We start from the raw sequence: 24,686 nt of genomic DNA on the forward strand, positions 1-24,686 counted from the left end.
AACTGTCTGCAGAGAACCTATGCCCGGTGGCAGGTGCTGAAAATCAGACAATTCTTTAGAGCATGTCGGACGTTTCCGATAGTTGTGTCTTCAGCCCCGCAAAAATGCCTGGTGCAGCTCCTCCAGCGTCTGGAAATGATGTACCGGGTTCTGCGCACTCAACTCCTCGAAACTGCCGAATCCGTACCCCACCGCCGCCGCGTCCAGACCATTGCTGCGCGCGCCGATCAAGTCATGTTCGCGGTCGCCGATCATCAGAGTGCTGGCCGGGTCGAGGCTTTCTTCGGCCATCAGGTGGGCGATGAGCTCGACCTTGTTGGTACGGGTACCGTCCAGTTCGCTGCCGTAGATCACCTTGAAGTGCCGGGCGAAATCGAAATGACGGGCGATTTCCCGGGCGAAAAGCCAGGGCTTGGACGTGGCGATATAAAGCTGTCGGCCTTGGCCACCGAGCGTTTCCAGCAGCGGCACGACACCGTCGAAGACACGGTTTTCGTAGAGGCCGGTGACCTTGAAGCGCTCGCGGTAGAAATTCACCGCGTCCCAGGCTTTCGCTTCATCGAAGGCATAGAACTGCATGAAGGCCTGCAACAGCGGTGGGCCGATGAAGTGTTCGAGACGGGTCAGGTCGGGCTCGTCGATGCCCAGTTTGCCCAGGGCGAACTGGATCGAACGGGTGATGCCCTCGCGCGGGTCGGTAAGCGTGCCGTCGAGGTCGAAGAGTATGGTCTGGTAGTGCATGGCTGGTCCTGAGGAAGTAAGTGGGGCTGCTACGCAGCCCAGCGGGAGCAAGCTCCCTCGCCACGAGAATAAGGGCCTGGCAAATCACTCAAGGCTGGTCGTAGCCTTCAGCCAGATGCAAATCCTTGAGCTTCACGTAGTTCGCCGCGCTGTAGGTGAAAAAGGCCCGCTCTTTGTCCGTCAGCGGCCGGACCTGCTTCACCGGGCTGCCCACATACAAAAAGCCGCTCTCCAGGCGCTTGCCCGGCGGTACGAGGCTACCGGCGCCGATGATCACGTCGTCTTCGACCACCGCGCCATCCATGACAATGCTGCCCATGCCGATCAGGATCCGACTGCCCACCGAGCAGCCATGGAGCATGACTTTATGGGCGATGGTCACGTCGTCGCCGATCAGCAACGGGAAGCCATCGGGGTTGAACGGCCCGGCGTGGGTGATGTGCAGCACGCAGCCGTCCTGGACGCTGGTACGGGCGCCGATGCGGATGCGGTGCATGTCGCCGCGAATGACTGTCAGCGGCCAGACGGAGCTGTCTTCGCCGATCTCGACGTCGCCGATCACCACCGCGGTGCTGTCGACAAAAGCGCCCCGGGCAAGCCGCGGGCTGTGGTTCTGGTACGTTCGAAGGGTCACGATAGGCTCTCTCTTGTCCGATGATAGGCGCTGCTAGCTGCGGTGAACGTCGATTGTAATTAAGATGGGCCCATGTTTCTTCCAGCCAAGGTGCCAACCGTGAGCGTGAACAACCCTCTTTTGCAGCCCTACGACCTGCCGCCATTCTCGGCGATCCGTGCCGAGCACGTGCAACCGGCCATCGAGCAGATCCTGGCTGACAACCGCGCCGCCATCGCCGAGATCCTCAAGACGCAAGTCGAACAGCCCACCTGGGCCGGCCTGGTATTGGCAATGGATGAGCTCAATGATCGCCTGGGCGCGGCCTGGAGCCCGGTGAGCCATTTGAACGCGGTGCGCAACAGCCCCGAGTTGCGCGAAGCCTACGAGGCTTGCCTGCCGGCGCTGAGTGCCTATTCCACCGAGCTGGGCCAGAACCGCGAACTGTTCCAGGCGTTCGAAGCCCTGGCGAACAGCCCCGAGGCCGCCGGTTTCGACGTGGCCCAGAAAACCATCCTGGAACATTCGCTGCGCGACTTCCGCCTGTCGGGCATCGATCTGCCGCCCGAGCAGCAAAAGCGCTACGCCGAAGTGCAAAGCAAGCTGTCCGAACTCGGCAGCCGCTTTTCCAACCAGTTGCTCGACGCGACCCAGGCCTGGACCAAGCATGTCACCTCTGAGGCCGCCCTCGCCGGCCTGACCGACTCGGCCAAGGCGCAGATGGCCGCCGCGGCCCAGGCCAAAGGCTTCGACGGTTGGCTGATCAACCTGGAGTTTCCCAGCTACTACGCGGTGATGACCTACGCCGAAGACCGCACCTTGCGCGAAGAAGTCTACGCCGCCTACTGCACCCGTGCCTCGGACCAGGGCCCGAACGCCGGTCAGAACGATAACGGCCCGGTGATGGAGCAGATCCTCGACCTGCGCCAGGAACTGGCCCAGTTGCTGGGTTTCGCCAACTTCGCCGAATTGAGCCTGGCAACCAAGATGGCTGAATCCAGCGATCAGGTGCTCAGCTTCCTGCGCGACCTGGCCAAGCGCAGCAAACCGTTCGCCGCCCAGGATCTGGAACAATTGAAAGCCTTCGCCGCCGAACAGGGCTGCCCCGACCTGCAAAGCTGGGACAGCGGCTTTTATGGCGAAAAACTCCGCCAGCAACGTTACAGCGTCGCCCAGGAAGCCCTGCGCGCCTACTTCCCGATCGACAAGGTACTGAGCGGCCTGTTCGCCATCGTGCAACGCCTCTATGGCATCGAGATCGCGGAGCTGAAGGGTTTCGACGCCTGGCATCCGGACGTGCGCCTGTTCGAGATCAAGGAACACGGCCAGCACGTCGGGCGCTTCTTCTTCGATCTGTACGCCCGCCCCAACAAGCGTGGCGGCGCCTGGATGGATGGCGCCCGTGATCGTCGCCGCACCCTTGATGGCGCGCTGCAAAGCCCGGTCGCCAACCTGGTGTGCAACTTCACCCCGGCCGACAGTGGCAAGCCAGCGCTGCTGACCCACGATGAAGTGACCACGCTGTTCCACGAGTTCGGCCACGGCCTGCATCACCTGCTGACCCGCGTCGACCATGCCGGCGTGTCGGGCATCAACGGCGTGGCCTGGGACGCCGTGGAGCTGCCGAGCCAGTTCATGGAAAACTGGTGCTGGGAGCCTGAAGGCCTGGCGCTGATTTCCGGTCACTACGAAACCGGTGAGCCATTGCCCCAGGACCTGCTGGAAAAAATGCTCGCGGCGAAGAACTTCCAGTCCGGCCTGATGATGGTCCGCCAGTTGGAATTCTCGCTGTTCGACTTCGAACTGCACGCCACCCATGGCGATGGTCGTAGCGTACTGCAAGTGCTCGAAGGCGTACGCGACGAGGTGTCGGTGATGCGTCCGCCTGCCTATAACCGCTTCCCCAACAGCTTTGCGCATATTTTTGCCGGCGGTTACGCGGCGGGTTACTACAGCTACAAATGGGCGGAAGTGCTGTCGGCCGATGCGTTCTCCAGATTCGAAGAAGATGGCGTGCTCAACGCCGACACCGGTCGCGCCTTCCGCGAGGCGATCCTGGCGCGTGGCGGCTCCCAGGAGCCAATGGTGCTGTTCGTCGACTTCCGTGGCCGTGAGCCATCGATTGACGCACTCTTGCGCCATAGCGGCCTGAGCGAGGACGCGGCAGCATGAGTGAGGGGCCTGTGATTACCAAACGACGCTTCATCGCCGGGGCAGTCTGCCCGGCGTGCAGTGAACCGGACAAGTTGATGATGTGGAACGAAGACGGCGTGCCCCATCGCGAGTGCGTGGCTTGTGGTTATTCCGACACGCTCAACGAACAAGGCCTGTCGGTGCCCAAGGAATTGGGCACCCGGGTCAATACGTCCGCCTTGAAAGCACCGGACGCCAAGGTCCAGGCGGTGCAGTTCTTCCCCAACCCCAAGTTGAAGAAAAAAACCGACTGAAATCTCCGGCATCACCTTCCGGGCTGCCCGGCCCGGAAGCGATACATATATACCGCAGGGCGCCCTGCCTTCCTCTTCAGACTGGTCCGACACGTCCAGACTGAAAGGAAGCTTTCCATGCCAAACGCTGATAACCCGCTACTGCAGGACTACGACCTGCCGCCCTTTTCGCGCGTCCAGGCCGAACACTTTTCCCCGGCCCTCGACCAGATAATCGCCGAAAGCCGCATCAAAGTTGCCGCGATCATTGCCAGCCAGACACCCTTCCCAACCTGGGACGACCTCGTCTTGGCAATGGATGAAATCCACACGCGGCTTGAGGGTTTCGGCTACTTGCTAAACCGCCTGACCTCGACCCGGACAGGTGACGCCTGGAAGCAGTCCTCGCTCGATTGCGATGCACGGCTGCACGAATTTAAGGTCGGACTGGAACAAAACACCGAACTTTTTCAGCTCTACGAGCGCCTGGCGAACAGCGAAATAGCCGGAAATTTCGAACCGGCACGCAAGAGGGTCCTGGAAAAAAACCTGCGACAGTTTCGTGAAAACATGCCGATGACCACGGCGAGCGACCTGAGCCTGGTGCAAGTCCGTATTCGAAACGCCGAAGGTCTGTTTCTGGACCAGCTGGAGTCGGCCAACAAAGCCTGGGACATCCTCATTGACGATGAGGCCCTGCTCAGCGGCTTGCCGGTGGCGTTCAAACAGCACATGGCCCACCTGGCCCGCAAGGTCGACCGCACGGGATGGCTGCTGACCCTTGATGAAGAGTCGCATCGCATCGTCACCCACTATGCCGACAATCGCTCGTTACGCCAGCAGATCCACGTTGCGTATAACACCCGTGCGTCCGATCAAGGCCCGCAAGCCGGGCAATTCGACAATGGCAACGTCCTCAAGCAACTGCTGGACGACCGGCACGAGTATGCCAAGTTACTGGGCTACACGGATTACGCTCAATACGCGATCGCGTCGGAGCAGGCCGAGTCCACCGCAGAGGTCCTGGCTTTTCTGGACAATCAACTCCAGTCGCAGCAAAGCACCTTCCGCCTGGAGACCGATGAGCTCAAGGCCTTCGCCAGTGAACGAGGTCTCAGCGAGCCCGAACCTTGGGATTACTGGTACCTGGCGGAAAAAATTCGCCAGCGGGAGGCGGGCATCTCACAGCAGGCATTGAGTGCCTGGTTTCCATTGGAAGCGGTTTTTTCCAAGCTGCTGGTGATCGCGTCGAATCTATTCACCGTGAACTTCATCGAACGCAAGGATGTGGCCAGCTGGGATCCTGACGTACGTCTTTTTGAGGTCACGGAGAGCGGAACGAGCATTGGTTATATCTATTTCGATCCGTTCAAATCTGATGATCGAGAAGGTTTCTCCTACACCACGACCATTCGCGACCGTCAGATTACCGCCGAAGGCGTGCTCCGACGCCCGATCGCCGCACTGCATGGCTGGCTGCCACGGGGCACAGCGGCGAACCCGACCTTGCTCGACCATCTGCAGCTACGCATCCTTGTCCATGAATTCGGCCATTGCCTGCATCAGGTCTTGAGCCAGGCAGCCTATCGCGACCTATCGGCGATCAATAAGTCATCCCGCGATACGGTCGAATTCGCCGGATGTCTGCTGGAAAAATGGTGCTTCGCCAAGGATTTTCTGATCCGCGTATCGGCGCATCATCAAACCGGAGCAGCCTTGCCTGACGAGATGGCCGATCAGTTCATGAGGCTCATCAGCACTCAGGCCAGTTGGGAAACCGCCAACGAGTTGCGCAAGGCGCTGCTGGATTTCGAGTTGCATCGCACCCACGCCGATGGACGCAGCGTCCAGCAAGTCTTCCAGCAGGTCAGCGAAAAGACCCGCCACTTGCCGGTAATTGCCAATGCACGCCTGGCCAACGGGCTGGACCATATGGTGACGGGCTACGGCGCAAGAGTGTACGCCTACTCGTGGTCCAAGGCCCTGGCCGAGTCGGTTTTCCAGAGGTTCCAGCGCGACGGAATCTTTAAAGCGACGACCGGCAGGGCGCTTCGCGAACACATATTCGGGCCGGGCGACTCGCGGCCGTTATCCGAATCCATAAGCGCCTTCCTCAGCGCGACCAATCAGCGTGAAGGAGCCAATGACTGAGGATCGAGGTGACGCGCCGTGGTCGTTGAATTGACCCAGCCTTTCAACGAGCACAGCGCAAAGACGCTGGTACTGCAATCGCCGTCTCTCAAGGCAATACGGAGCTTCTCGACATCGGCTTGCATCATGTAGCGAACCCCGTCCTTGAAGTGATGGCTGTCGCCGAAACCGCCTTCGGTCATTTCCTCCAACGCGTCTTCCTTGCTCCAGCCCTGCACAACCACCCGGTACATGGCGGCCATCAAGCCGGTACGGTCCGAGCCGTGCTTGCAATGCATGAGCACCGGCCCCCTGGCTTGCCCGTCCTGGATGGCGCGCAGGGCCTTGAGAACGTCGCTGTCGTCGACGTGATTGGTGCGATAGGGCAACTGCACTTGCTTGATGTCAGGCGCGGACAACCAGTTCGCGTCCGAATCAGGCAGAAAATTGATGACTGTGCCGATATCGAGTTTCGCCAACAGGGGCAAGGCACCGCCGTCCGGCAAGGAACTGCGATAGAGCGTAGGCGACATCTGGTAGAGGTCGTAGCGTTTTTCCACGGGCTGGGCCCATTCGCCGGGCCTGGCCTCGGCGCCGGTGGCGGCCTGGGCGGCGGAGTCGACCAGCGCGACGAGCAACGCCAGGCAAAGCAGGGAACGCAAACAGAGCTTGAGCATGGGGAGCAACCGCCGACCAAGGATTTTGAAGTCGTCAGTTTCGGTTCGCCTCGGTTAAAAGCCTGTGAGCAAGACGTCAAAGCGCCGTGAACCAGGGCCTGCTTTTCCTGAACCGCCAAACGGCACTGGCTTGAATCGACGGCAGCGAATACTGTATGCGCATACAGCTTTCGGAGTATTCCCATGTCCGTCTCACTTCCGCCCCGTGGCCGCGGCACCGCCACCAACCCGCACAACCGCTTCGCGCCGAGCCGTTCGGTGGCCGAGGACGATGGCTGGTATCAGGAAGTGCCGCCGACCCAGGGCACCGAGGTGCGCATCGAAACGGCCAAGACCATCATCACTCGAAACACCTCCACGGATATCCCTTTCGATCGTTCGATCAATCCTTATCGAGGCTGCGAACACGGCTGCATCTACTGCTATGCGCGCCCCAGCCATGCCTACTGGGACATGTCGCCCGGGCTGGATTTCGAAACCAGGCTGATCGCCAAGACCAACGCCGCCGATGTGCTGGAGGAGCAGTTGTCGCGGCGCGGCTATCAATGCGCGCCGATTGCCCTGGGTTCCAATACCGATCCCTACCAGCCGATCGAACGCGAACAGCGCATCACCCGGCGGATTCTCGAAGTGCTGCTGCGCTATCGGCACCCGGTGACGATTGTTACCAAGGGCTCGCTGATCCTGCGCGACCTCGACCTGCTGACCGAACTGGCAGAGCAACGCCTGGTACATGTGATGATCAGCCTCACCACGCTGGACGACGAACTCAAGCGCATCCTCGAACCCCGCGCGGCGGCGCCGAAGGCCCGGTTGCGGGCGATAAAGGTCATGCGCGAGGCGGGCATCAACGTCGGCGTGCTGTGCGCGCCGATGATCCCGATGATCAATGACAGCGAGATTGAAAGCCTGCTGGCCGAAGCCCACGCTGCCGGTGCACAGAATGCCGCCTACGTCATGTTGCGCCTGCCGCTGGAAGTGGCGCCGCTGTTCGAGGAGTGGTTGCAGGCGCACTACCCGCAGCGCGCCGCCCATGTGCTGAGCCTGGTGCGCCAGAGCCGCGGCGGCGAACTGTATGACAGCCGGTTTGGCGTGCGGATGCGCGGCGAAGGTCCGTTCGCCGACCTGCTGGCTCAGCGCTTCGCCAAGACGCTCAAGCGTTTGGGCCTGAACCGACGAGATGGTTACAATCTTGACTGCGATGCCTTCTGTCCGCCCGGCCGACAGATGTCGTTGATTTGATTAAAGTTGACCTTGGAACGGGCGCTGGACATGAACTGCGCCAGTGTTTCGCCACCCCTGGAATCGTTGTCCTAGAGCCTTCGATTCAGTTTGAGTTAAGTTTCGGCCGCTACCTTGTTCAGCGAGTGACTGACGGGTCGAGCTTCGATCCGGATGTTTTTTAACCAGCCACTGGCGTCGTAACCGTCAAGAGGATGAATCATGAGTGACAAGGATAAACAGCCGTTGGCTGCGTCGGCTTCAGCCCAACCCGAGGCGGAAACCGCCGATGCAGCGCTGCAGCACATTGTTGACGGCTTTTTGCATTTCCATCACGAGATCTTTCCCCAACAGGAAGAACTCTTCAAGAAACTCGCCACCGCCCAGAAACCCCGGGCGATGTTCATCACCTGCGCCGATTCGCGCATCGTGCCTGAGCTGATCACCCATAGCTCCCCAGGCGACCTGTTCGTGACCCGTAACGTCGGCAACGTCGTTCCACCGTACGGACAAATGAACGGCGGCGTTTCCACCGCCATTGAATACGCCGTGCTGGCCCTGGGTGTGCAACATATTATCGTTTGCGGCCATTCCGATTGCGGCGCCATGCGTGCGGTGCTCAACCCCGACACCCTGGAAAAAATGCCGACAGTCAAGGCCTGGCTGCGCCACGCCGAAGTCGCCAAGACCATGGTCCACGACAACTGCCCGTGCGGTGACGAAAAGCAGACCATGCCCGTCCTCACCGAAGAGAACGTGATCGCCCAGTTGCAGCATTTGCGAACGCACCCTTCGGTGGCCTCTCGCATGGCCAGCGGCCAGTTGTTCATCCATGGCTGGGTGTACAACATCGAGACCAGCGAGATCAAAGCCTTTGATGCGGACCAGGGTTGTTTCCTGCCGCTCGATGGCAGCCATCCGATACCGGTGGCGACGCCCAAAGCGCGCTTCTAACCGCTCCTAAACATCCTTGTGTGGTCGAGCCTCCCGCCATTTGCGCGGGCGGGCCTCGCCATGCCTGAAGAAAATTTCGGGAGAGTCGCCATGCGTGCTGCTCAATTAAAAGCTGTTCTGCCACGGGAGCTCCTGGCTTCGGTGGTTGTATTCCTGGTGGCGCTGCCCTTGTGCATGGGCATTGCCATTGCATCGGGCCTGCCACCGGCGAAGGGGCTGATCACTGGTATCGTCGGTGGTCTGATCGTGGGCTTCCTGGCTGGCTCCAAGCTGCAAGTCAGCGGCCCGGCGGCCGGTTTGGCGGTGCTGGTCTTCGAACTGGTGCGCCAGCATGGCGTGGCAATGCTCGGGCCGATCCTTTTGTTGGCCGGGCTGCTGCAACTGCTGGCCGGGCGTTTTCGCCTCGGTTGCTGGTTCAGGGTCACCGCGCCTGCCGTGGTGTACGGCATGCTGGCCGGTATCGGTGTGCTGATCATCTTGTCCCAGGTCCATGTGATGCTTGACGCGGCGCCCAAGCCTTCCGGGCTGGATAACCTGGCGGCGTTCCCGGCGGCAGTGGCCCAGGCTTTACCTTCGTTCGGCTGGCAGGCCGGTTTGCTCGGCCTGTCGACGATCGCAGTGATGTGGCTGTGGGAAAAGTTTCGCCCCCATAGCCTGCGCTTCGTTCCTGGCGCCCTGCTCGGCGTGGGCCTGGCAACGGTTGCCAGCCTGCTGCTGGCGTTGCAGGTCAAGCGCGTGGAGGTCCCGGAAAACATGGCCGAAGCCATCGACTGGCTGCGCCCGGCGGATTTGCTGAACCTGGCCGACCCCTCCGTGTTGATCGCCGCGTTCGCGGTCGCTTTCATCGCCAGTGCGGAAACCTTGCTCTCGGCGGCTGCCGTCGATCGCATGCACAGCGGCGAGCGGGCGGATTTCGATCGGGAACTGTCCGCCCAAGGTGTCGGTAACATGCTTTGTGGCCTGCTCGGCGCCTTGCCAATGACCGGCGTGATCGTACGCAGTTCGGCCAACGTCCAGGCCGGCGCGACCACACGAATGTCAACGATCTTCCACGGCCTGTGGTTGTTGCTCTTCGTGCTGCTGCTGTCCAGCGTGCTGCAAAGCATCCCGGTGGCGAGCCTGGCGGGTGTGCTGGTCTACACCGGTTTCAAACTGGTGGATATCAAGGCGTTCCGTGGCCTGGGCCGTTATGGCCGGATGCCGATGTTCACCTACGCCGCGACGGCGCTGGCGATCATCTTCACCGACCTGCTGACCGGCGTGCTGATCGGTTTTGGCCTGACCCTGGTGAAACTGGCGTGGAAAGCCTCGCGCCTGAAGATCAGCCTGATCGACTTGCCCCAGGACGGCGAGATGGAACTGCGCTTGGTGGGTGCGGCGACCTTCCTCAAGGTTCCAGCCCTGACCCAGGTGCTGAACACCATTCCCGAAGGCGCAACGGTGCATGTGCCGCTCAACAACCTGAGCTATATCGACCATTCCTGCCTGGAATTGCTCGAAGAATGGAGCCGGGCGAATGCCAGCAAGGGTTCGAAGTTGTTGATCGAATCGCGCGGGCTCAAGCGCCGGTTGGAAGGACGCTTGCGCACGACCGTGGGGGTTGGCGCAACAGCTGGCTGACCCCGCTTCGCCAGCGCTCATGATGAGCAACACAGACCCCATGTGGGAGCGAGCCTGCTCGCGAAAGCGGTGTTTCAGTCGACATGATGTTGAATGATCAACCGCTTCGCGAGCAGGCTCGCTCCCACAAGGGGTTTGGGTTTTTCTTGAAGGATCAAGCAGCCGGCTGATCCAGCTCCAGGCCCACGCCCAAGCGGCGGGACATGCAGGGCCAGCGCTTCCAGGCCGCGCCGGTTTCCGGGCTGCTGAGCTTCTCGCGGTAGGTTTCCACCGACTCCAGTGCAAACGTCTCGTCGTTGAGCATCTCGTCGAACGCGTGATGCACCACCTCATCGAGTTGGTTGGCAAATTCCTCACCGATCAACTGATGGGCAATCAGATTGGCAACCGTCATGTCCAAGGGGATCAGCGGCTGGCCGAAATGCTTGATGTACAGGTCGTTGACCTCCTCGACAAACCGGTGCGCCAGATAGGCTTCGTCGAGCAGGCTGTTGAGCCCGACATGCCCGGCCATGATCGTCGGAGGCTGGAGGAAATACTGCTCGGCAATTTTCAGTACGGGCTTGATCTGCGACTCGATACCCGCCTCCCTGGCGACGTCATTGGCTGCATCCAGCAGGTCAGGCACTTCGTTGATATAGGCTGCGACAAACCGCGCCAGAACGTCGTTGGCGTTCGCGTCCGGGAGCTGAATGGCGGGGTGCAGCGTCGGTAACTGGGCCGTCAGCTGACGACTCAGCAGGCCGGTCTCGGCCTCGTGCTGTTGGGCTTTTTGGATCTGCTCGCGCAATGCGGCGGTGTTCATGACAACTCCAGGAAACAACAGGCAATGAAATAGGAATGACATAACTTAGCTGGCGCATAAAAACTCCTAAGACCTATTTTTCATAACTGCCTCATCCTTGATACGTCGCCGTTATATCGGTTTGCCATCACTCTGCTGCGCATCCTTCTCCATTCGTGGGCTCTGGCGCAAGTCCCAGCTGTTTCAAACGATTTACGCCGTCGCGTTGCGAGGTTGCGGGTGCTGTCTATACTCGGTTTGGAATGGAGTTAGCCGATGACACCCGATTGCATGTGCAGCAAGGCGCGGCGAGTCAAGTAAGCAGTCTGGAATGCCGATCCCTTGCCGCAGGCGTTACGCCTACGGGATAACAAGAACGATAAGGGGAACCCGCAATGACGCGACATCCACACGTATGGATGGGCCTCCTGTTGTGGTCGATTTTCAGCCAGGCGCAAGCGGCCTGGACTGTGAATATGGCGCCTGGAGCGACACAGATCAGCAACGCAGTGTTCGACCTGCACATGACCATCTTCTGGATCTGTGTGGTCATTGGCATCATCGTCTTCGGCGCCATGTTCTGGTCGATGATGATGCACCGCCGCTCAACCGGGCAGAACGCCGCCCACTTCCACGAAAACACCCGCGTGGAAATCCTCTGGACCATCGTGCCCTTCCTGATACTGGTGGCCATGGCGGTTCCTGCCACCGCCACGCTGATCAAGATGTACGATTCCAGCGAGTCGGAGATCGACGTCCAGGTCACCGGCTACCAATGGAAGTGGCACTACAAATACCTGGGCCAGGACGTCGAGTTCTTCAGCAACCTGGCCACGCCTGCCGAACAGATCCACAACCAGAGCACCAAGGGCGAACACTACCTGCTTGAAGTCGACAAGCCGCTGGTGCTGCCGGTCGACGCCAAGGTGCGCTTCCTGGTGACCTCCGCCGACGTGATCCACTCGTGGTGGGTGCCGGCCTTCGCCGTCAAACGCGACGCCATTCCGGGGTTCGTCAACGAAGCCTGGACCCGCGTCGACAAGCCCGGCATTTATCGCGGCCAGTGCGCCGAGCTGTGCGGCAAGGACCATGGTTTCATGCCGATCGTGGTCGAGGTCAAGAGCAAGCCCGACTACGAAAAATGGCTGGGCGAACGCAAGGCCGAAGCCGCCCAGCTCAAAGAGCTGACCAGCAAGGAATGGACCCTGGAAGAACTGAAGGAACGCGGCGACAAGGTCTACCACACCACTTGCGTGGCCTGTCACCAGGCCGAAGGCCAGGGCCTGCCGCCGATGTTCCCGGCGCTCAAGGGTTCGAAAATCGCCACCGGGCCAATCAAGGATCACTTGAACATTGTCTTCCACGGCAAGCCCGGCACCTCCATGGCCGCGTTCGGCAAACAGCTATCGGAAGTCGATATCGCCGCGGTCGTGACCTATGAGCGTAACGCCTGGGGCAACAACAAGGGCGACATGGTTACGCCTAAAGAAGTGCTGGAACTCAAACAGGCAGAAAGCCAATGAGCCGCCCTGACGTCTGTTCCCGCAACCGGTCGGGGCTCGTTGCCCCGCGCCGACCAGCCCATTCGTTCGAAGGAGACAGGACATGAGTGCTGTGATCGATGACCACGGTCATGCCGGCGCCGACCACGCCCACGGCCCCGCCAAGGGCCTGATGCGCTGGGTACTGACCACCAACCACAAGGACATCGGCACGCTGTACCTGTGGTTCGCGTTCTCCATGTTCCTGCTGGGCGGCTCGTTCGCCATGGTGATCCGCGCCGAGCTGTTCCAGCCCGGCCTGCAGATCGTGCAGCCGGAATTTTTCAACCAGATGACCACCATGCATGGCCTGGTGATGGTCTTCGGCGCGGTGATGCCGGCCTTCGTCGGCCTCGCCAACTGGATGGTCCCGCTGATGATCGGCGCGCCGGACATGGCCCTGCCGCGGATGAACAACTTCAGTTTCTGGCTGTTGCCGGCGGCGTTCCTGATGCTGGTCTCCACCCTGTTCACACCGGGCGGCGGGCCGAACTTCGGCTGGACCTTCTACGCGCCGCTGTCCACCACCTATGCGCCGGAAAGCGTGACGTTCTTCATCTTTGCCATCCACCTGATGGGCATCAGCTCGATCATGGGCGCGATCAACGTGGTCGCCACCATCCTCAACCTGCGCGCCCCCGGCATGACGCTGATGAAGATGCCGCTGTTCGTCTGGACCTGGCTGATCACCGCTTTCCTGCTGATTGCGGTGATGCCGGTGCTGGCCGGCTGCGTGACGATGATGCTGATGGACATCCACTTCGGCACCAGCTTCTTCAACGCCGCCGGTGGCGGTGACCCGGTGCTGTTCCAGCATGTGTTCTGGTTCTTCGGCCACCCTGAGGTGTACATCATGATCCTGCCGGCCTTCGGTGCCGTCAGCTCGATCATCCCGGCATTCTCGCGCAAGCCGCTGTTCGGCTACACCTCGATGGTCTACGCCACGGCGGCCATTGCCTTCCTCTCGTTCATCGTCTGGGCGCACCACATGTTCGTGGTCGGCATCCCGCTGGTGGGCGAACTGTTCTTCATGTACGCCACCCTGCTGATCGCCGTGCCCACCGGGGTGAAGGTGTTCAACTGGGCGAGCACCATGTGGCAAGGCTCGCTGACCTTCGAGACACCGATGCTGTTTGCCGTGGCGTTCGTGATCCTGTTTTCCATCGGCGGTTTCTCCGGGCTGATGCTGGCTATCGCGCCGGCGGACTTCCAGTACCAGGACACCTACTTCGTGGTCGCGCATTTCCACTACGTGCTGGTGCCGGGTGCGATCTTCGGGATTTTCGCCTCGGCCTACTACTGGCTGCCGAAATGGACCGGCCACATGTACGACGAAACCCTCGGCAAGCTGCACTTCTGGCTCTCGTTCATCGGCATGAACATGGCGTTCTTCCCGATGCACTTCGTCGGCCTGGCGGGCATGCCCCGGCGGATTCCCGACTACAACCTGCAGTTCGCCGATTTCAACATGGTCTCGTCCATCGGCGCGTTCATGTTCGGCACCACGCAGATTTTCTTCCTGTTCATCGTGATCAAGACCATCCGTGGCGGTGAGCCGGCACCGGCCAAGCCGTGGGATGGCGCCGAAGGGCTGGAATGGAGCGTGCCGTCGCCGGCGCCATATCACACCTTCACCACGCCGCCGGAAGTGAAATAGATGACACCGAGGGCCAATGTGGGAGCGAGCTTGCTCGCGATAGCGGTGTGTCTGATACACCGAGTCGCTGCCATCGCGAGCAAGCTCGCTCCCACAGGGTCATGTGTGAGGGCTCCAAGCCATGGCTGACTCGATCTCGCTGAAAAAACTGGTCACCCGCCTGTTGCTGGTGGTGGTGGCCATGTTTGCCTTCGGGTTTGCCCTGGTGCCGATCTACGACGTGATGTGCAAGGCGTTCGGCATCAACGGCAAAACCGGCGGGCAGTACACGGGCGAGCAAACCGTTGATGAGTCGCGGCAGGTCCGGGTGCAGTTCTTGTCGACCAACTCGGTGGACATGGTCTGGGACTTCTACCCCAAGGGCGATCAATTGGTGGTCAAGCCAGGAGCGGTCAACGAGATGGTGTTCATTGCCCATAACCCCACCGATCGGCCGATGAGCGCCCAGGCGGTGCCGAGCATTTCGCCGAGCAACGCCGCGGCGTATTTCCACAAGACCGAATGTTTCTGTTTTACCCAGCAAGTGCTGCAACCCGGCGAACGCATCGAAATGCCCATGCGCTTCATCGTCGACCGGGACATGCCCAAGGAAGTGAAGCACCTGACGCTGTCCTACACGCTGTTCGATATCACCGCTCGTCATCCACCGGTGGCTGTAAACACTGACCGATAGCGTGCCCGATAAGGAGAACAATAAATGGCAACTCATGAGCACTATTACGTTCCGGCCCAGAGCAAATGGCCGATCATCGCCACGGTCGGGATGTTCGTCACGGTGTATGGCCTGGCGACCTGGTTCAACGACCTGAAAGCGGCGCGTCCGGATTCCCACGGCCCGCTGATCTTTTTCGTCGGTGGCCTGCTGCTGGCCTACATGCTGTTCGGCTGGTTTGGCGCGGTCATCAAGGAAAGCCGCGCCGGGCTATACAGTGCGCAGCTCGATCGCTCATTCCGCTGGGGCATGAGCTGGTTCATTTTTTCCGAGGTGATGTTCTTCGTCGCCTTCTTCGGCGCGCTGTTCTATGTGCGCGTGGTGTCGGCGCCCGGCTTGGCCGGCGAAGGCAGCAAGGGCCTGTCGGAAATGCTCTGGCCAAATTTCGAATACGTCTGGCCATTGCTGAACAACCCCGATCCGAAACTCTTTCCGGCGCCCAAGGACGTCATCAGCCCGTGGGGCTTGCCGCTGCTCAACACGATCCTGCTGGTCAGCTCCAGCGTCACCGTCACCATCGCCCACCATGCCCTGAAGAAAGGTCATCGCGGCGCGCTGAAAATCTGGCTGGCGATCACCGTGCTGCTGGGTTGCGCCTTCCTGGGTTTCCAGGCCGAGGAATACATCCACGCCTACAAGGAACTGGGCCTGACCCTGGGCTCGGGGATCTATGGCGCGACGTTCTTCATGCTCACCGGCTTCCACGGCGCCCACGTCACCATCGGCACGATCATTCTGTTCGTGATGCTGATGCGCATCATGCGCGGGCATTTCGACAACGAGCATCAGTTCGGCTTCGAGGCCGCGAGCTGGTATTGGCACTTCGTCGATGTGGTGTGGATCGGCTTGTTCTTCTTCGTCTACATACTTTGAGGCAACCGTTACCAGGGCGGCTCTTTACCAAGGAGCATGGGACACCAACTGGCCGCTGAAGAAACCCCAGGCGATCAAGCCGACGGTGACGACGGCCAGGCTGACGCGAATCGCCAGGGCGATGACCAGGCGATTGGAATTGCTGTCGTCCTTGACCAGAAAAAACAAGCCGCTGAACAGGCTGGCAATCGTGGCGATCAGCATCAGGACGATGGCTGCTTTTAGCATCAGGAACACTCCGGGGGAACGCGATGCACGTGAGTATAGCTATCCCGTTCTACAGCTTTCGGCCGGCGCCATGAAAGGCTTCCGGCCGGGCCTCGTGCCGTCGCTGGTGGTGGCCGTGCTGGTGCCGGTGATGGTGTGCCTGGGGTTCTGGCAATTGAGCCGGGGCGAGCAGAAAAGCCTGCTCATGGACACCTACGCCGAGCGTCGCGTGGCCAAGCCGATGGACAGCGTGGAGCTTTCGCAAACAGCGGATCCGGCCTTTCGTCTCGTCAGCCTGCACGGCCAGTTCGACGCCGAACACAGCCTGCTGCTGGATAACCGCCAGCACGACGGCAAGGTCGGCGTCGAACTGCTGCAACCGTTCCTCGACCACGCCAGCGGGCTGTGGCTGCTGGTCAATCGCGGCTGGCTGCCCTGGCCTGATCGCCGTACTTCGCCAGTCTTCAGCACGCCGGAGCAACCCATCGACCTGCAAGCCTGGGTCTACGTCGCGCCCGGCGCCACGTTCCAACTGCACGCCGACCCGGCCAGCGCCCCGTGGCCGCGGCTGGTCACCGCTATCGAACCGCAGAAGCTCTGGGCCGAACTGGGCCGCGGCGGCTTCGCCTACGAATTGAGACAACAAAGCGGCCCTGGCGCCTACCGGACCGATTGGCCGGTGGTTGCCATGGGCCCGGAAAAACACCTTGGTTATGCCGTGCAGTGGTTCGCCATGGCGGCGGCGCTGTTCGGCCTTTTCCTTTATCTCGGATGGCACAACGCAGGGAGACACCATGGGAAGCACCATGAATCCAACCAACATGTCTGACGCGCCCGACGCACGCAGCCGGCGCAAGGGACGCGTGCAATTGCTGTTGATTGTGCTGGGCGTGGTCGGCCCGATGATCCTCGCCACCGGCATGTACAAGTTCCAGTTCTGGGTTCCGGACAGTCGCAGCTATCACGGCGAGTTGATCGGCAACGGCCAGTCCCGCGCGGACATCGGCGTGCAGGCCGATGAGCAGCGCTGGCAGATCCTGGTAACGGCGCCGCAGGAGTGTTCGGTGGATTGCCGGCAATTGGTGTACCTGGCCCGGCAGGTGCAGATCGGCCTGGGCCGCGAGGCCGGCCGCGCCAGCCATGCCCTGGCGATAGCGCAACCGCTGGAGGCGGAATACGACGCCCAACTGCAGCGCGAATATCCGCAACTACAACGTTATCCGCTGGACCTGCCGGCCTATCAGAAAGGCGCCCAGGGCTCCGGCGGCGCCCAGTTGTGGATCATCGACCCCCACAGCAACCTGGTGCTGCGCTACGACGCCCGGGTCAAGGGCAAAGACCTGCTCAACGACCTGCGCCACCTGCTGAAATTGTCCAACATCGGATAAGGGCATCGACATGGCCAAGCCTGGATTTCGCCTCGCGCTGTTTGCCACGTTGCTGGCATTGATTGTCGTACTGTTGGGCGCCTACACCCGCCTGACTCACGCCGGCCTCGGTTGCCCCGATTGGCCCGGTTGCTACGGTTTCATCAGCGTGCCCAAGGGCGAAGCCCAACTGGCCCATGCCGAGTTGCATTTTCCCGACACCCCGGTGGAAGCCCATAAAGGCTGGAACGAAATGGTCCATCGCTATTTCGCCGGTGCGTTGGCACTGATGATTGCCGCGCTGGCCGCCCGCGCCTGGACGAACCGCCGCCACCCCGGCCTGCCATTAAAACTGCCGCTGTTCCTGCTGGCGGTGGTGTTCGCCCAAGCGGCGTTCGGCATGTGGACCGTCACGCTCAAGCTCTGGCCGCAGGTGGTCACCGGGCATTTGCTGGGCGGGTTCGCGACGTTGAGCCTGCTGTTTTTGCTCACGTTGAGATTGTCCGGCGTGTTGCCGGCGCTGACCGTGCCCAAGCGCCTGCAACACTGGGCCACGGCTGGGCTGTTGCTGGTGATCGGCCAGATCGCCCTGGGCGGTTGGGTCAGCTCCAATTACGCCGCGGTGGCCTGTATCGACTTTCCTACCTGCCACGGCCAATGGATGCCGCCCGCCGATTTCGCCAATGGCTTCCACCTGACCCAGCACATCGGCCCGAATTACCTCGGTGGGCAACTGGACAGCGACGCCCGCACCGCCATCCATGTAACCCACCGCATCGGCGCCTTGCTGGTGACGGTGGTGCTGCTGGGGCTGGCCTGGCAGCTCAAGACTGTGGGCATGACCCGACTGGCGGGACTGGTCCTCGCCGCACTCGCAGCGCAAATTACCCTGGGTATAAGCAACGTCGTGTTTCATCTGCCGCTGCCGGTGGCGGTGGCCCATAACGCTGGGGGCGCCGCGCTGTTGCTGAGCCTGGTGCTGGTCAACTACCACGCCCGGACCAGCCTGGTCCGGGTACGGCATCAGGTCCCGCTGCGCTGGCGCTTCAATCCGCCTGAACACGGCGTCGGCCCCATCACGATCAAAGGAGAGATGCCATGGCAACCCTGACCGGTACACGCCACAGCCAGGCGATCTGGCGCGATTACCTGGAGCTGACCAAACCCAAGGTGGTGGTATTGATGCTGATCACCTCGCTGGTCGGCATGTTCCTCGCGACCCGTGCCGGAGTGCCCTGGACGGTGCTGGTGTTCGGCAATCTGGGGATTGCGCTGTGCGCCGGTGGCGCGGCGGCGGTCAACCACGTGGTGGATCGGCGTATCGACGCAGTGATGGCGCGCACTCACAAGCGGCCATTGGCCGAGGGCCGGGTCTCGCCGGCCGCCGCGCTGACGTTCGCCCTGGCACTGGCGCTGGCCGGTCAGGCACTGCTGCTGGTGTTCACCAATCCGCTGACCGCCTGGCTGACCCTGGCCTCGCTGCTCGGCTACGCGGTGATCTACACCGGGTTTCTCAAGCGCGCCACACCTCAGAATATCGTCATTGGCGGCCTCGCCGGCGCGGCGCCACCGTTGCTGGGCTGGGTCGCGGCCACCGGTCACGTCAGCGCCGAACCGTTGCTGCTGGTGTTGATCATCTTCGCCTGGACCCCACCGCATTTCTGGGCCCTGGCGATCCATCGCAAGGAGGAATACGCCAAGGCTGATATCCCGATGCTGCCGGTGACCCACGGCGAGCACTACACCAAGATCCATATCCTGCTGTACACCCTGGTGCTGCTGGCGGTCAGCCTGATGCCGTTCGTGATCCAGATGAGCGGATTGCTGTACCTGGCGTGCGCGCTTGTACTGGGCGCCAGGTTCCTGCAATGGGCCGTGGTGCTGTACCGTGGCAGTCGGCCGCACGCGGCGATCAACACGTTCAAGTACTCTATCTGGTACTTGTTCCTGCTGTTCATCGCCCTGCTTGTAGATCACTACTTACTGTTGAGCCTATGACCCGAACCCAGAAAACCGTCTTCATCCTCGTGGCCGTGATCGCACTGATTCTCGGCCTGACCATCAATAAAGTGCTGTCCGGCAAAGGCCAGGGCGACCCGACCGCACTGATTGACGCTGGCATCATCCTGCTGCCGCAAAGCCGCAACCTGCCGGACGTGAAAATGACCGACCAGGACGGCCAACCATTGACGATGAACGAGCTGAAAGACAAATGGAGCCTGCTGTTCTTCGGCTACACCTTCTGCCCGGACATCTGCCCGACCACCCTCGCCCAGCTGCGCCAGATCAAGAGCGAGCTGCCGCCCGAGGCGGTGGCCAAGTTGCAGATCGTGCTGGTGAGCGTCGACCCGAACCGCGACACGCCCAAGCAACTCAAGCAATACCTGGGTTACTTCGACCCGCAGTTCATCGGCCTGACCGCCGCCTCGGTACAAGACCTGCAAAAACTCGCCAACGCGGTAAGCATCCCGTTCATCCCGGCGGACACCAGCAAGCCCAACTACACCGTCGACCACAGCGGCAATCTCGCCGTCATCGGCCCGGACGGCACCCAACGCGGGTTTATTCGTGCGCCGTTGAATAATCAGAAGTTGGTGGCGCAGTTGCCGGAGATGCTGAAACACAAATAAACGATGCAAGACCTGTGGCGAGGGAGCTTGCTCCCGCTCGGTTGCGCAGCAGCCGCAAGACCGGACGATACGGTTTGCCTGAAGAAATGCAGGGGCCTGCTGCGCAGGCCAGCGGGAGCAAGCTCCCTCGCCACAAAAGCTGCTCTGCGCCAGGTCGCCCTGACTCTGTTCTTGATGGTGGCTTTGAGATCGACGCAATGTGTAGCGAGGATCATAAAGGCTGTTCACAGGCGATTGGAAAAGAGGATGCGTAGATCATCGCCAGCAAGCACGTCGGTCGGCTTGACCCCCAGTAGCTTGCGGCAACTGTTGCTGAAGTGGGCTGAGTCGCTGAACCCCGCCATCTGCGCGGCTTCGGTGAGCGATAGCCCCTGGCTGACAAAACTGACCAGCGCGCGCAGACGCAGCCACACCCGGTAGCGCCTCAGCGGCAGCCCCATGGCCTGGTTGAACAGTGCAGAAAGGCGGCTTGGCGACAGACAAACGAGGGCCGACAGTTCCTGGGTGGTGAAATTGCGCTGGGGCTGCGCCTGCATCGCATCCAGCACCTTGAGTACCCGTGGGTCTGCGTGGTTCGACTCGCCCGTATCGGGCAGCAAGCGCATGGCGATTTGCCCGAGAAGGGCTTCGCCTTCCTGCACATCGCGGCCCGTCAACCCTTTGAGTTCCGTCAGCCAGTTGCCAGCGCTCGGCCCGGGATCGCTCAAGTGCTCGGTAGATAGGTTGTAACGCAGCAGCAACTGCTGGTAGAGGCGGCTCTGTTTCTCAAAGAACAACACCGCCACAGGTTGCCCGGCAAACGCCAAAGCATGCGCGACACCTGCTGGCACGAATAACTGATCGTAACGCTGCCATGGGCTTGCGTCGGTGCCCCGTGCCTGAATCGGCGCCTGTAACCCGAGGCATAGAGCGCTGGCGCTATGTCGATGGAGGCTGATGTCGGGTAGCGGCCCGACATACAGGGTGAGCTGATTGCCCAGGATCAAAAAACTCTGCACGGCGTCCTCAAGTCAGTTGGTTCTTACAAGTCGCTCGCCCTGTCTGCCACTACATTGGCCGAAACTCCACAGCACTTGAGGCAGCACAATGAATGCATACGCCAGCGGCTTTCTTGCCGCGCCGCATCAATTCATCAGTATCGAAGGGCTGCGTTTTGGTTATCGCGACTATGGAACAGGTCCGGTACTGCTGATGCTGCACGGCTGGCCACTTAATGGCGATACCTTTGCGCCGTTGGTCGATGCGCTTGCCTCAGGCTTTCGTTGCATTGTGCCGGATCTCCCTGGCGCAGGCATGACAGCCTGGTCAACAGAACATGATCTGAGCCCCGCCGGCCAGGCGCGTTTGCTCCAGGGTTTACTTGCGGCCTTGGGCATTGCGCAGGGCTATAGCCTGTTGGGTAATGACAGCGGCGGTATCGCCGCCCGCTACCTTGCACTTTGGGACGCCGGCCGCGTGGCCAAGTTGATTCTGCTCAATAGCGAAATACCTGGGCATCGCGCACCCAACCAGCGTCTGTACAAACAACTGGCGCGTTGGTTACCGGGATACGGCGCGCTTGCTCGCATCCAGCTAAGAAGTGCTGCCTATCTGTGTTCGAAGCGGGGGTTTGGCGGAACGCTCTACGATCACCAGCACTTGCTCGGCAGCTTTCATCGGCGCTTTATCGCGCCGCTGATCCAGTCCGCGCAGAGCATGGAGCAAGCCCGGTGCGCCTTTATCGCAGTGCTTGATTGGCCGCAGCTCGATGCCTTGAGCCGCCTTCATGGCCAGATCGAGGCACAGACCTTGCTGATCTGGGGGCGGCAGGACGATACCTTCCCTGAGCCGTATGCCATTGAGATGAGCCGGAGCTTTGCCAACCTTACCGGCTTTATCAGCATCGACAAGGCCAAGTTGTATGTTCATGAAGACCAACCAGAGCAGGTGATTCAACACCTCAAGGTCTTTCTGCTGGCAAAGCAGGAGTAGGGGAAAAGGTGGCGATTCTCTACAACGGGCGGATTGGATTCAAATCATTTCGTCTTGCTGAAGGGGGAGCGGTGAATGCCGGTCAGTTAAATCCCAAACCTGTGGGAGCAAAGCTTGCTCGCGATTTTATAGCAATAAGGGGACGCAAGTTGCAGTCCCCCTTTGCAAAACTAGAAATCGATAGTTCCCGAGAACTTCACCAACCGCGGATCACCCTGCGAGAGGTAGCCGCCGTTTGCCGAAGCCCAGTAGTTCTTGTCGGTAATGTTTTCCACATTGACGCGCAACGTCAGGTCTTTCTCCGCGACCTTCATTTTATAACGTGCGCCAGCGTCGAAACGGTTCCAGGTGGGCAAGCTCAGGTTGTTGGCCTGATCCGCGTATTGCCCGCCAGTGCGCAGCATCCTGGCGCTGAGCGCGGCGCCTTCGATACCCGGGACATCCCAATCCACGCTGGCATTGAGCTGGAACGTAGGCACGCCAATGGGGTGATTGCCATCGTTGCGACCACCCGCGGTTTTCTTGAGTTCGGACGTCATGCGGGTGCCGCCGGCCATCAAGCGGAGGCCTTCGATAGGCTCGCCGAAAACGCTGATTTCCAGCCCCTTGTTGACCTGCTCACCATCACGCACATAGAGGTTCTGCGCGTTGTCGACGTAACCATCGGAAGGTTTCTCGATGCGGAAAACCCCCACGTTGGCACCGAAGGTTTGCATGTCCAGCTTGATGCCCGCTTCCAACTGTTTGGTGCGGCCAGGAGGGAAGGCTTGGCCCAGGTTGGTGATGCCTGTACCGGACGCCACCGGCCCTTTTGCAAGGCCTTCGATTCGGTTGGCGTAGAGCGACACGCTTTCCACAGGCTTGTAGACGATGCCGTAGACAGGCGTGGTAACGGCTTCATCGTAGAGCGAGCTACGGCTGCCATCGTTTGCTGCGTTGGCGGCACCGTTTGAGGTGGTGCCATCGTACTTGTAGTTTTCGACACGCAACTGCTGACGACGGACACCATAAGTGACCAGCAATTTGTCATCGAACAAGCCCAACGTGTCGGAAATCGCCAGGCTACGGTTGCGGGTTTTGCCAGTCACCCCGGGATCACCCATTTCACCGCCGGTGCTGGACACCGCCGTCGGTTTGGGAAGCTTCGGGGTGTCGTAGAGATTGCTGTTGCCGGTAACAGGACGATAGAACGTGTAGGCGTTTTCCTGCTCGGTCCAGATCGTCGAGCCGCCGATCGCCACCTGATGGGAAACAGGGCCCGTGTCAAAGCGCCCGTTCAACCCGCCACTGAACGAGGTATTGTCTTCGTTGTGCGGAATTTCCGAGCCACCGATCGTCGCTACGCCGTTATTGCCGACCAATGTCGGTGTGGCGTAGACCCCGGTTTCTCGGGTGTGTTTTACACCGCCAGCCAGGTAGGCGGTCCAGTTTTCGTTCAGATCCCAATCGCCACGGACCATGCCGAAGGTGTCTTCGGTTTCGGAGTAAGTCCAGTCCTGCCCATAATTGTGGCTAGCGTGCGGAGCCGTGGGAATGTGGGTGGCGTTGCCGATGTTCACCGAATTGCGCAGTCCATTGATACGCTGTTTCTGATAGCCGAAGTCGGTGGAAACGCGGAAGTCATCACCCCGATAGTCCAAGCCCGCAACGAACAACTTGGTGCGCTGATCCTGGTCGTCGATCGCTGTTTCACCTTCGCGCTGGCTCAGGTTCAACCTGGCGCCAAAGCGGTTATCCTCGCCGAATCGCTGCCCGATATCCAAATGCTCGCCAACGCGGCCATCGGTGCTGATGTCCTGCGTATAACGACGAGTCGGGACATCCTCCGCACGTTTGGGCTGCAAGTTGACGCCGCCGCCAAGTCCCGAGCCCGTCGGACTGACACCGTTGATAAACGCGTTGGGGCCCTTGAACACCTCGACACGCTCGATCGCATCCGTCGACAGAATCTGGCGCGGTAAAACGCCATACAGCCCGTTGTAGGAAATGTCGTCGCCGCTAAGCGGCAAGCCTCGAATCACAAACACTTGGGACTGGTTACCAAACCCATAGGACTGACGCACCGACGGATCATTGAGCAGCACATCACCGACGTCTTCGGCTTGTTGATCTTCAATCAGCTGCGAGGTGTAACTCGTCATCACGAACGGGACATCCATATTGTCCTGATTTCCCAACACCCCCATCTGGCCTCCCCTCGCCACCTGACCGCCCGCAAAGGGCGCTGGCAGCGTGTTGGAATTGGCTTTGATCCCATCGGCAGTAACATCGGTCACTCCCAATTCAATAGGTTCTGCGGCCTGGACAAGAAAACTGACTGAGCAGCACGCGGCGAGCAATGTAAGGCGAGATGGGAACAGCATGGGGTGAGTACCTGCGGGGAAACGGGAATCCGATGCCACTAATGCTAATGATTCGCAGATGGATTATCTATAACCGATGGACACGTCGCCATAACCGTAGGGAAAGCCGTTTGGTCAGCGTCACCTCCGTGGCAAGGGAGCTTGCTCCCGCTTGGCCGGTCCGACGTCTCGGGCGCAGCGGCCGCAAAACCCGGACAAT

Annotated in this window: 23 protein-coding genes; 16 read left to right on the forward strand and 7 right to left on the reverse strand. The window is 60.7% G+C overall.

The features are described from left to right. Positions 1–90: 90 nt before the first annotated feature. Both J3P86_RS26255 and J3P86_RS26260 read right to left on the reverse strand, forming a co-directional pair. Positions 91–741: an HAD family hydrolase gene (locus J3P86_RS26255; protein ID WP_434627043.1), complete on the reverse strand. Its 651-nt coding sequence runs from the start codon at positions 739–741 to the stop codon at positions 91–93. Positions 742–829: 88 nt separating this feature from the next. Then, positions 830–1,375, reverse strand: a complete 546-nt coding sequence (locus J3P86_RS26260; RefSeq protein ID WP_186643364.1) for a gamma carbonic anhydrase family protein — start codon at positions 1,373–1,375, stop codon at positions 830–832. A gap of 72 nt (positions 1,376–1,447) precedes the next feature. Between J3P86_RS26260 and prlC the strand changes: the two genes are divergently transcribed. The 3 genes from prlC (at position 1,448) to J3P86_RS26275 (ending at position 5,931) form a co-directional block, all read left to right on the forward strand. After that, the gene (gene prlC / locus J3P86_RS26265; RefSeq protein WP_434699133.1) at positions 1,448–3,526 is read left to right on the forward strand and encodes an oligopeptidase A; all 2,079 of its coding nucleotides are present in this window, start codon (positions 1,448–1,450) and stop codon (positions 3,524–3,526) included. After that, positions 3,523–3,801: a YheV family putative zinc ribbon protein gene (locus tag J3P86_RS26270; RefSeq protein ID WP_018600854.1), complete on the forward strand. Its 279-nt coding sequence runs from the start codon at positions 3,523–3,525 to the stop codon at positions 3,799–3,801. The genes prlC and J3P86_RS26270 overlap by 4 nt, the downstream gene beginning before the upstream one ends. A gap of 117 nt (positions 3,802–3,918) precedes the next feature. Then, a complete protein-coding gene (locus tag J3P86_RS26275) occupies positions 3,919–5,931 on the forward strand; it encodes a M3 family metallopeptidase (protein WP_434699134.1) in 2,013 nt (670 codons plus the stop codon). Here J3P86_RS26275 and J3P86_RS26280 read toward each other — a convergent pair. Beyond that, on the reverse strand, positions 5,907–6,587 hold the full coding sequence (locus J3P86_RS26280) for a phosphatase domain-containing protein (RefSeq protein ID WP_434699135.1): 681 nt from the start codon (positions 6,585–6,587) through the stop codon (positions 5,907–5,909). The two genes, J3P86_RS26275 and J3P86_RS26280, sit on opposite strands and share 25 nt — an antisense overlap. Positions 6,588–6,770: 183 nt before the next feature. On the opposite strand from J3P86_RS26280, the gene J3P86_RS26285 reads away from it, so the two are divergent. The 3 genes from J3P86_RS26285 to J3P86_RS26295 all read left to right on the forward strand — a co-directional run bounded on the left by J3P86_RS26285 (position 6,771) and on the right by J3P86_RS26295 (position 10,382). After that, positions 6,771–7,829, forward strand: coding sequence for a PA0069 family radical SAM protein (locus J3P86_RS26285; RefSeq protein ID WP_434699136.1), 1,059 nt, complete (start codon positions 6,771–6,773; stop codon positions 7,827–7,829). A gap of 201 nt (positions 7,830–8,030) precedes the next feature. Then, on the forward strand, positions 8,031–8,762 hold the full coding sequence (locus tag J3P86_RS26290; RefSeq protein ID WP_305497838.1) for a carbonic anhydrase: 732 nt from the start codon (positions 8,031–8,033) through the stop codon (positions 8,760–8,762). Between the two features lie 90 nt (positions 8,763–8,852). Beyond that, positions 8,853–10,382 (forward strand): SulP family inorganic anion transporter, encoded by a 1,530-nt coding sequence (locus tag J3P86_RS26295; RefSeq protein WP_434627031.1) that lies wholly within the window; start codon positions 8,853–8,855, stop codon positions 10,380–10,382. Between the two features lie 154 nt (positions 10,383–10,536). Here J3P86_RS26295 and J3P86_RS26300 read toward each other — a convergent pair whose 3' ends face one another. After that, positions 10,537–11,187 (reverse strand): hypothetical protein, encoded by a 651-nt coding sequence (locus J3P86_RS26300; protein ID WP_434570825.1) that lies wholly within the window; start codon positions 11,185–11,187, stop codon positions 10,537–10,539. Positions 11,188–11,561: 374 nt separating this feature from the next. Here J3P86_RS26300 and coxB point away from each other — a divergent pair, with 374 nt between their 5' ends. The 4 genes from coxB (at position 11,562) to J3P86_RS26320 (ending at position 15,949) form a co-directional block, all read left to right on the forward strand. Beyond that, the gene (gene coxB, locus J3P86_RS26305; protein ID WP_305497831.1) at positions 11,562–12,689 is read left to right on the forward strand and encodes a cytochrome c oxidase subunit II; all 1,128 of its coding nucleotides are present in this window, start codon (positions 11,562–11,564) and stop codon (positions 12,687–12,689) included. A gap of 82 nt (positions 12,690–12,771) precedes the next feature. Further along, positions 12,772–14,364: a cytochrome c oxidase subunit I gene (ctaD, locus tag J3P86_RS26310; RefSeq protein WP_305497829.1), complete on the forward strand. Its 1,593-nt coding sequence runs from the start codon at positions 12,772–12,774 to the stop codon at positions 14,362–14,364. 121 nt (positions 14,365–14,485) lie between these two features. Then, positions 14,486–15,037, forward strand: a complete 552-nt coding sequence (locus tag J3P86_RS26315; RefSeq protein WP_434673134.1) for a cytochrome c oxidase assembly protein — start codon at positions 14,486–14,488, stop codon at positions 15,035–15,037. Between the two features lie 24 nt (positions 15,038–15,061). After that, complete coding sequence (locus J3P86_RS26320; RefSeq protein WP_305497825.1) at positions 15,062–15,949, forward strand: cytochrome c oxidase subunit 3; 888 nt, start codon at positions 15,062–15,064, stop codon at positions 15,947–15,949. 24 nt (positions 15,950–15,973) lie between these two features. Here the strand turns inward: J3P86_RS26320 and J3P86_RS26325 are convergent, their stop codons facing one another. Continuing rightward, entirely contained in the window at positions 15,974–16,177 is a 204-nt protein-coding gene (locus J3P86_RS26325) for a twin transmembrane helix small protein (protein WP_305497823.1), read from the reverse strand. Positions 16,178–16,247: 70 nt separating this feature from the next. Between J3P86_RS26325 and J3P86_RS26330 the strand changes: the two genes are divergently transcribed. Genes J3P86_RS26330 through J3P86_RS26350 form a run of 5 tightly spaced genes read left to right on the forward strand, consistent with a single transcriptional unit; the run spans position 16,248 to position 20,153 of the window. Then, positions 16,248–16,985: an SURF1 family protein gene (locus J3P86_RS26330; protein ID WP_434699137.1), complete on the forward strand. Its 738-nt coding sequence runs from the start codon at positions 16,248–16,250 to the stop codon at positions 16,983–16,985. Beyond that, positions 16,951–17,544, forward strand: coding sequence for a hypothetical protein (locus J3P86_RS26335; RefSeq protein ID WP_434570817.1), 594 nt, complete (start codon positions 16,951–16,953; stop codon positions 17,542–17,544). The genes J3P86_RS26330 and J3P86_RS26335 overlap by 35 nt, the downstream gene beginning before the upstream one ends. A 10-nt stretch (positions 17,545–17,554) precedes the next feature. Continuing rightward, positions 17,555–18,634, forward strand: a complete 1,080-nt coding sequence (locus J3P86_RS26340) for a COX15/CtaA family protein (RefSeq protein WP_434627022.1) — start codon at positions 17,555–17,557, stop codon at positions 18,632–18,634. Then, a complete protein-coding gene (cyoE, locus tag J3P86_RS26345; protein WP_434654640.1) occupies positions 18,622–19,521 on the forward strand; it encodes a heme o synthase in 900 nt (299 codons plus the stop codon). Before J3P86_RS26340 ends, cyoE begins: the two co-directional genes overlap by 13 nt. After that, the gene (locus J3P86_RS26350; protein ID WP_434699138.1) at positions 19,518–20,153 is read left to right on the forward strand and encodes an SCO family protein; all 636 of its coding nucleotides are present in this window, start codon (positions 19,518–19,520) and stop codon (positions 20,151–20,153) included. Before cyoE ends, J3P86_RS26350 begins: the two co-directional genes overlap by 4 nt. A 224-nt stretch (positions 20,154–20,377) precedes the next feature. On the opposite strand, the gene J3P86_RS26355 is transcribed toward J3P86_RS26350, so the two are convergent. Beyond that, entirely contained in the window at positions 20,378–21,151 is a 774-nt protein-coding gene (locus J3P86_RS26355) for a helix-turn-helix domain-containing protein (RefSeq protein WP_434699139.1), read from the reverse strand. 88 nt (positions 21,152–21,239) lie between these two features. On the opposite strand from J3P86_RS26355, the gene J3P86_RS26360 reads away from it, so the two are divergent. Then, a complete protein-coding gene (locus tag J3P86_RS26360) occupies positions 21,240–22,124 on the forward strand; it encodes an alpha/beta fold hydrolase (protein WP_434699140.1) in 885 nt (294 codons plus the stop codon). Between the two features lie 170 nt (positions 22,125–22,294). Here J3P86_RS26360 and J3P86_RS26365 read toward each other — a convergent pair whose 3' ends face one another. Beyond that, complete coding sequence (locus J3P86_RS26365; RefSeq protein ID WP_434699141.1) at positions 22,295–24,487, reverse strand: TonB-dependent receptor; 2,193 nt, start codon at positions 24,485–24,487, stop codon at positions 22,295–22,297. Positions 24,488–24,686: the final 199 nt, after the last annotated feature.

This window comes from Pseudomonas sp. D1-1 (genome assembly GCF_051132225.1).
Taxonomy (GTDB): Bacteria; Pseudomonadota; Gammaproteobacteria; order Pseudomonadales; family Pseudomonadaceae; genus Aquipseudomonas.

What these genes read in the sequence shown, in the direction of transcription:
- J3P86_RS26255 (WP_434627043.1), bottom strand. Translation starts at nt 741, where the DNA reads ATGCACTACCAGACCATACTCTTCGACCTCGACGGCACGCTTACCGAC.
- prlC (WP_434699133.1), top strand. Translation starts at nt 1,448, where the DNA reads ATGTTTCTTCCAGCCAAGGTGCCAACCGTGAGCGTGAACAACCCTCTT.
- J3P86_RS26270 (WP_018600854.1), top strand. Translation starts at nt 3,523, where the DNA reads ATGAGTGAGGGGCCTGTGATTACCAAACGACGCTTCATCGCCGGGGCA.
- J3P86_RS26275 (WP_434699134.1), top strand. Translation starts at nt 3,919, where the DNA reads ATGCCAAACGCTGATAACCCGCTACTGCAGGACTACGACCTGCCGCCC.
- J3P86_RS26280 (WP_434699135.1), bottom strand. Translation starts at nt 6,587, where the DNA reads ATGCTCAAGCTCTGTTTGCGTTCCCTGCTTTGCCTGGCGTTGCTCGTC.
- J3P86_RS26285 (WP_434699136.1), top strand. Translation starts at nt 6,771, where the DNA reads ATGTCCGTCTCACTTCCGCCCCGTGGCCGCGGCACCGCCACCAACCCG.
- J3P86_RS26290 (WP_305497838.1), top strand. Translation starts at nt 8,031, where the DNA reads ATGAGTGACAAGGATAAACAGCCGTTGGCTGCGTCGGCTTCAGCCCAA.
- J3P86_RS26295 (WP_434627031.1), top strand. Translation starts at nt 8,853, where the DNA reads ATGCGTGCTGCTCAATTAAAAGCTGTTCTGCCACGGGAGCTCCTGGCT.
- J3P86_RS26300 (WP_434570825.1), bottom strand. Translation starts at nt 11,187, where the DNA reads ATGAACACCGCCGCATTGCGCGAGCAGATCCAAAAAGCCCAACAGCAC.
- coxB (WP_305497831.1), top strand. Translation starts at nt 11,562, where the DNA reads ATGACGCGACATCCACACGTATGGATGGGCCTCCTGTTGTGGTCGATT.
- ctaD (WP_305497829.1), top strand. Translation starts at nt 12,772, where the DNA reads ATGAGTGCTGTGATCGATGACCACGGTCATGCCGGCGCCGACCACGCC.
- J3P86_RS26315 (WP_434673134.1), top strand. Translation starts at nt 14,486, where the DNA reads ATGGCTGACTCGATCTCGCTGAAAAAACTGGTCACCCGCCTGTTGCTG.
- J3P86_RS26320 (WP_305497825.1), top strand. Translation starts at nt 15,062, where the DNA reads ATGGCAACTCATGAGCACTATTACGTTCCGGCCCAGAGCAAATGGCCG.
- J3P86_RS26325 (WP_305497823.1), bottom strand. Translation starts at nt 16,177, where the DNA reads ATGCTAAAAGCAGCCATCGTCCTGATGCTGATCGCCACGATTGCCAGC.
- J3P86_RS26330 (WP_434699137.1), top strand. Translation starts at nt 16,248, where the DNA reads ATGAAAGGCTTCCGGCCGGGCCTCGTGCCGTCGCTGGTGGTGGCCGTG.
- J3P86_RS26335 (WP_434570817.1), top strand. Translation starts at nt 16,951, where the DNA reads ATGGGAAGCACCATGAATCCAACCAACATGTCTGACGCGCCCGACGCA.
- J3P86_RS26340 (WP_434627022.1), top strand. Translation starts at nt 17,555, where the DNA reads ATGGCCAAGCCTGGATTTCGCCTCGCGCTGTTTGCCACGTTGCTGGCA.
- cyoE (WP_434654640.1), top strand. Translation starts at nt 18,622, where the DNA reads ATGGCAACCCTGACCGGTACACGCCACAGCCAGGCGATCTGGCGCGAT.
- J3P86_RS26350 (WP_434699138.1), top strand. Translation starts at nt 19,518, where the DNA reads ATGACCCGAACCCAGAAAACCGTCTTCATCCTCGTGGCCGTGATCGCA.
- J3P86_RS26360 (WP_434699140.1), top strand. Translation starts at nt 21,240, where the DNA reads ATGAATGCATACGCCAGCGGCTTTCTTGCCGCGCCGCATCAATTCATC.
- J3P86_RS26365 (WP_434699141.1), bottom strand. Translation starts at nt 24,487, where the DNA reads ATGCTGTTCCCATCTCGCCTTACATTGCTCGCCGCGTGCTGCTCAGTC.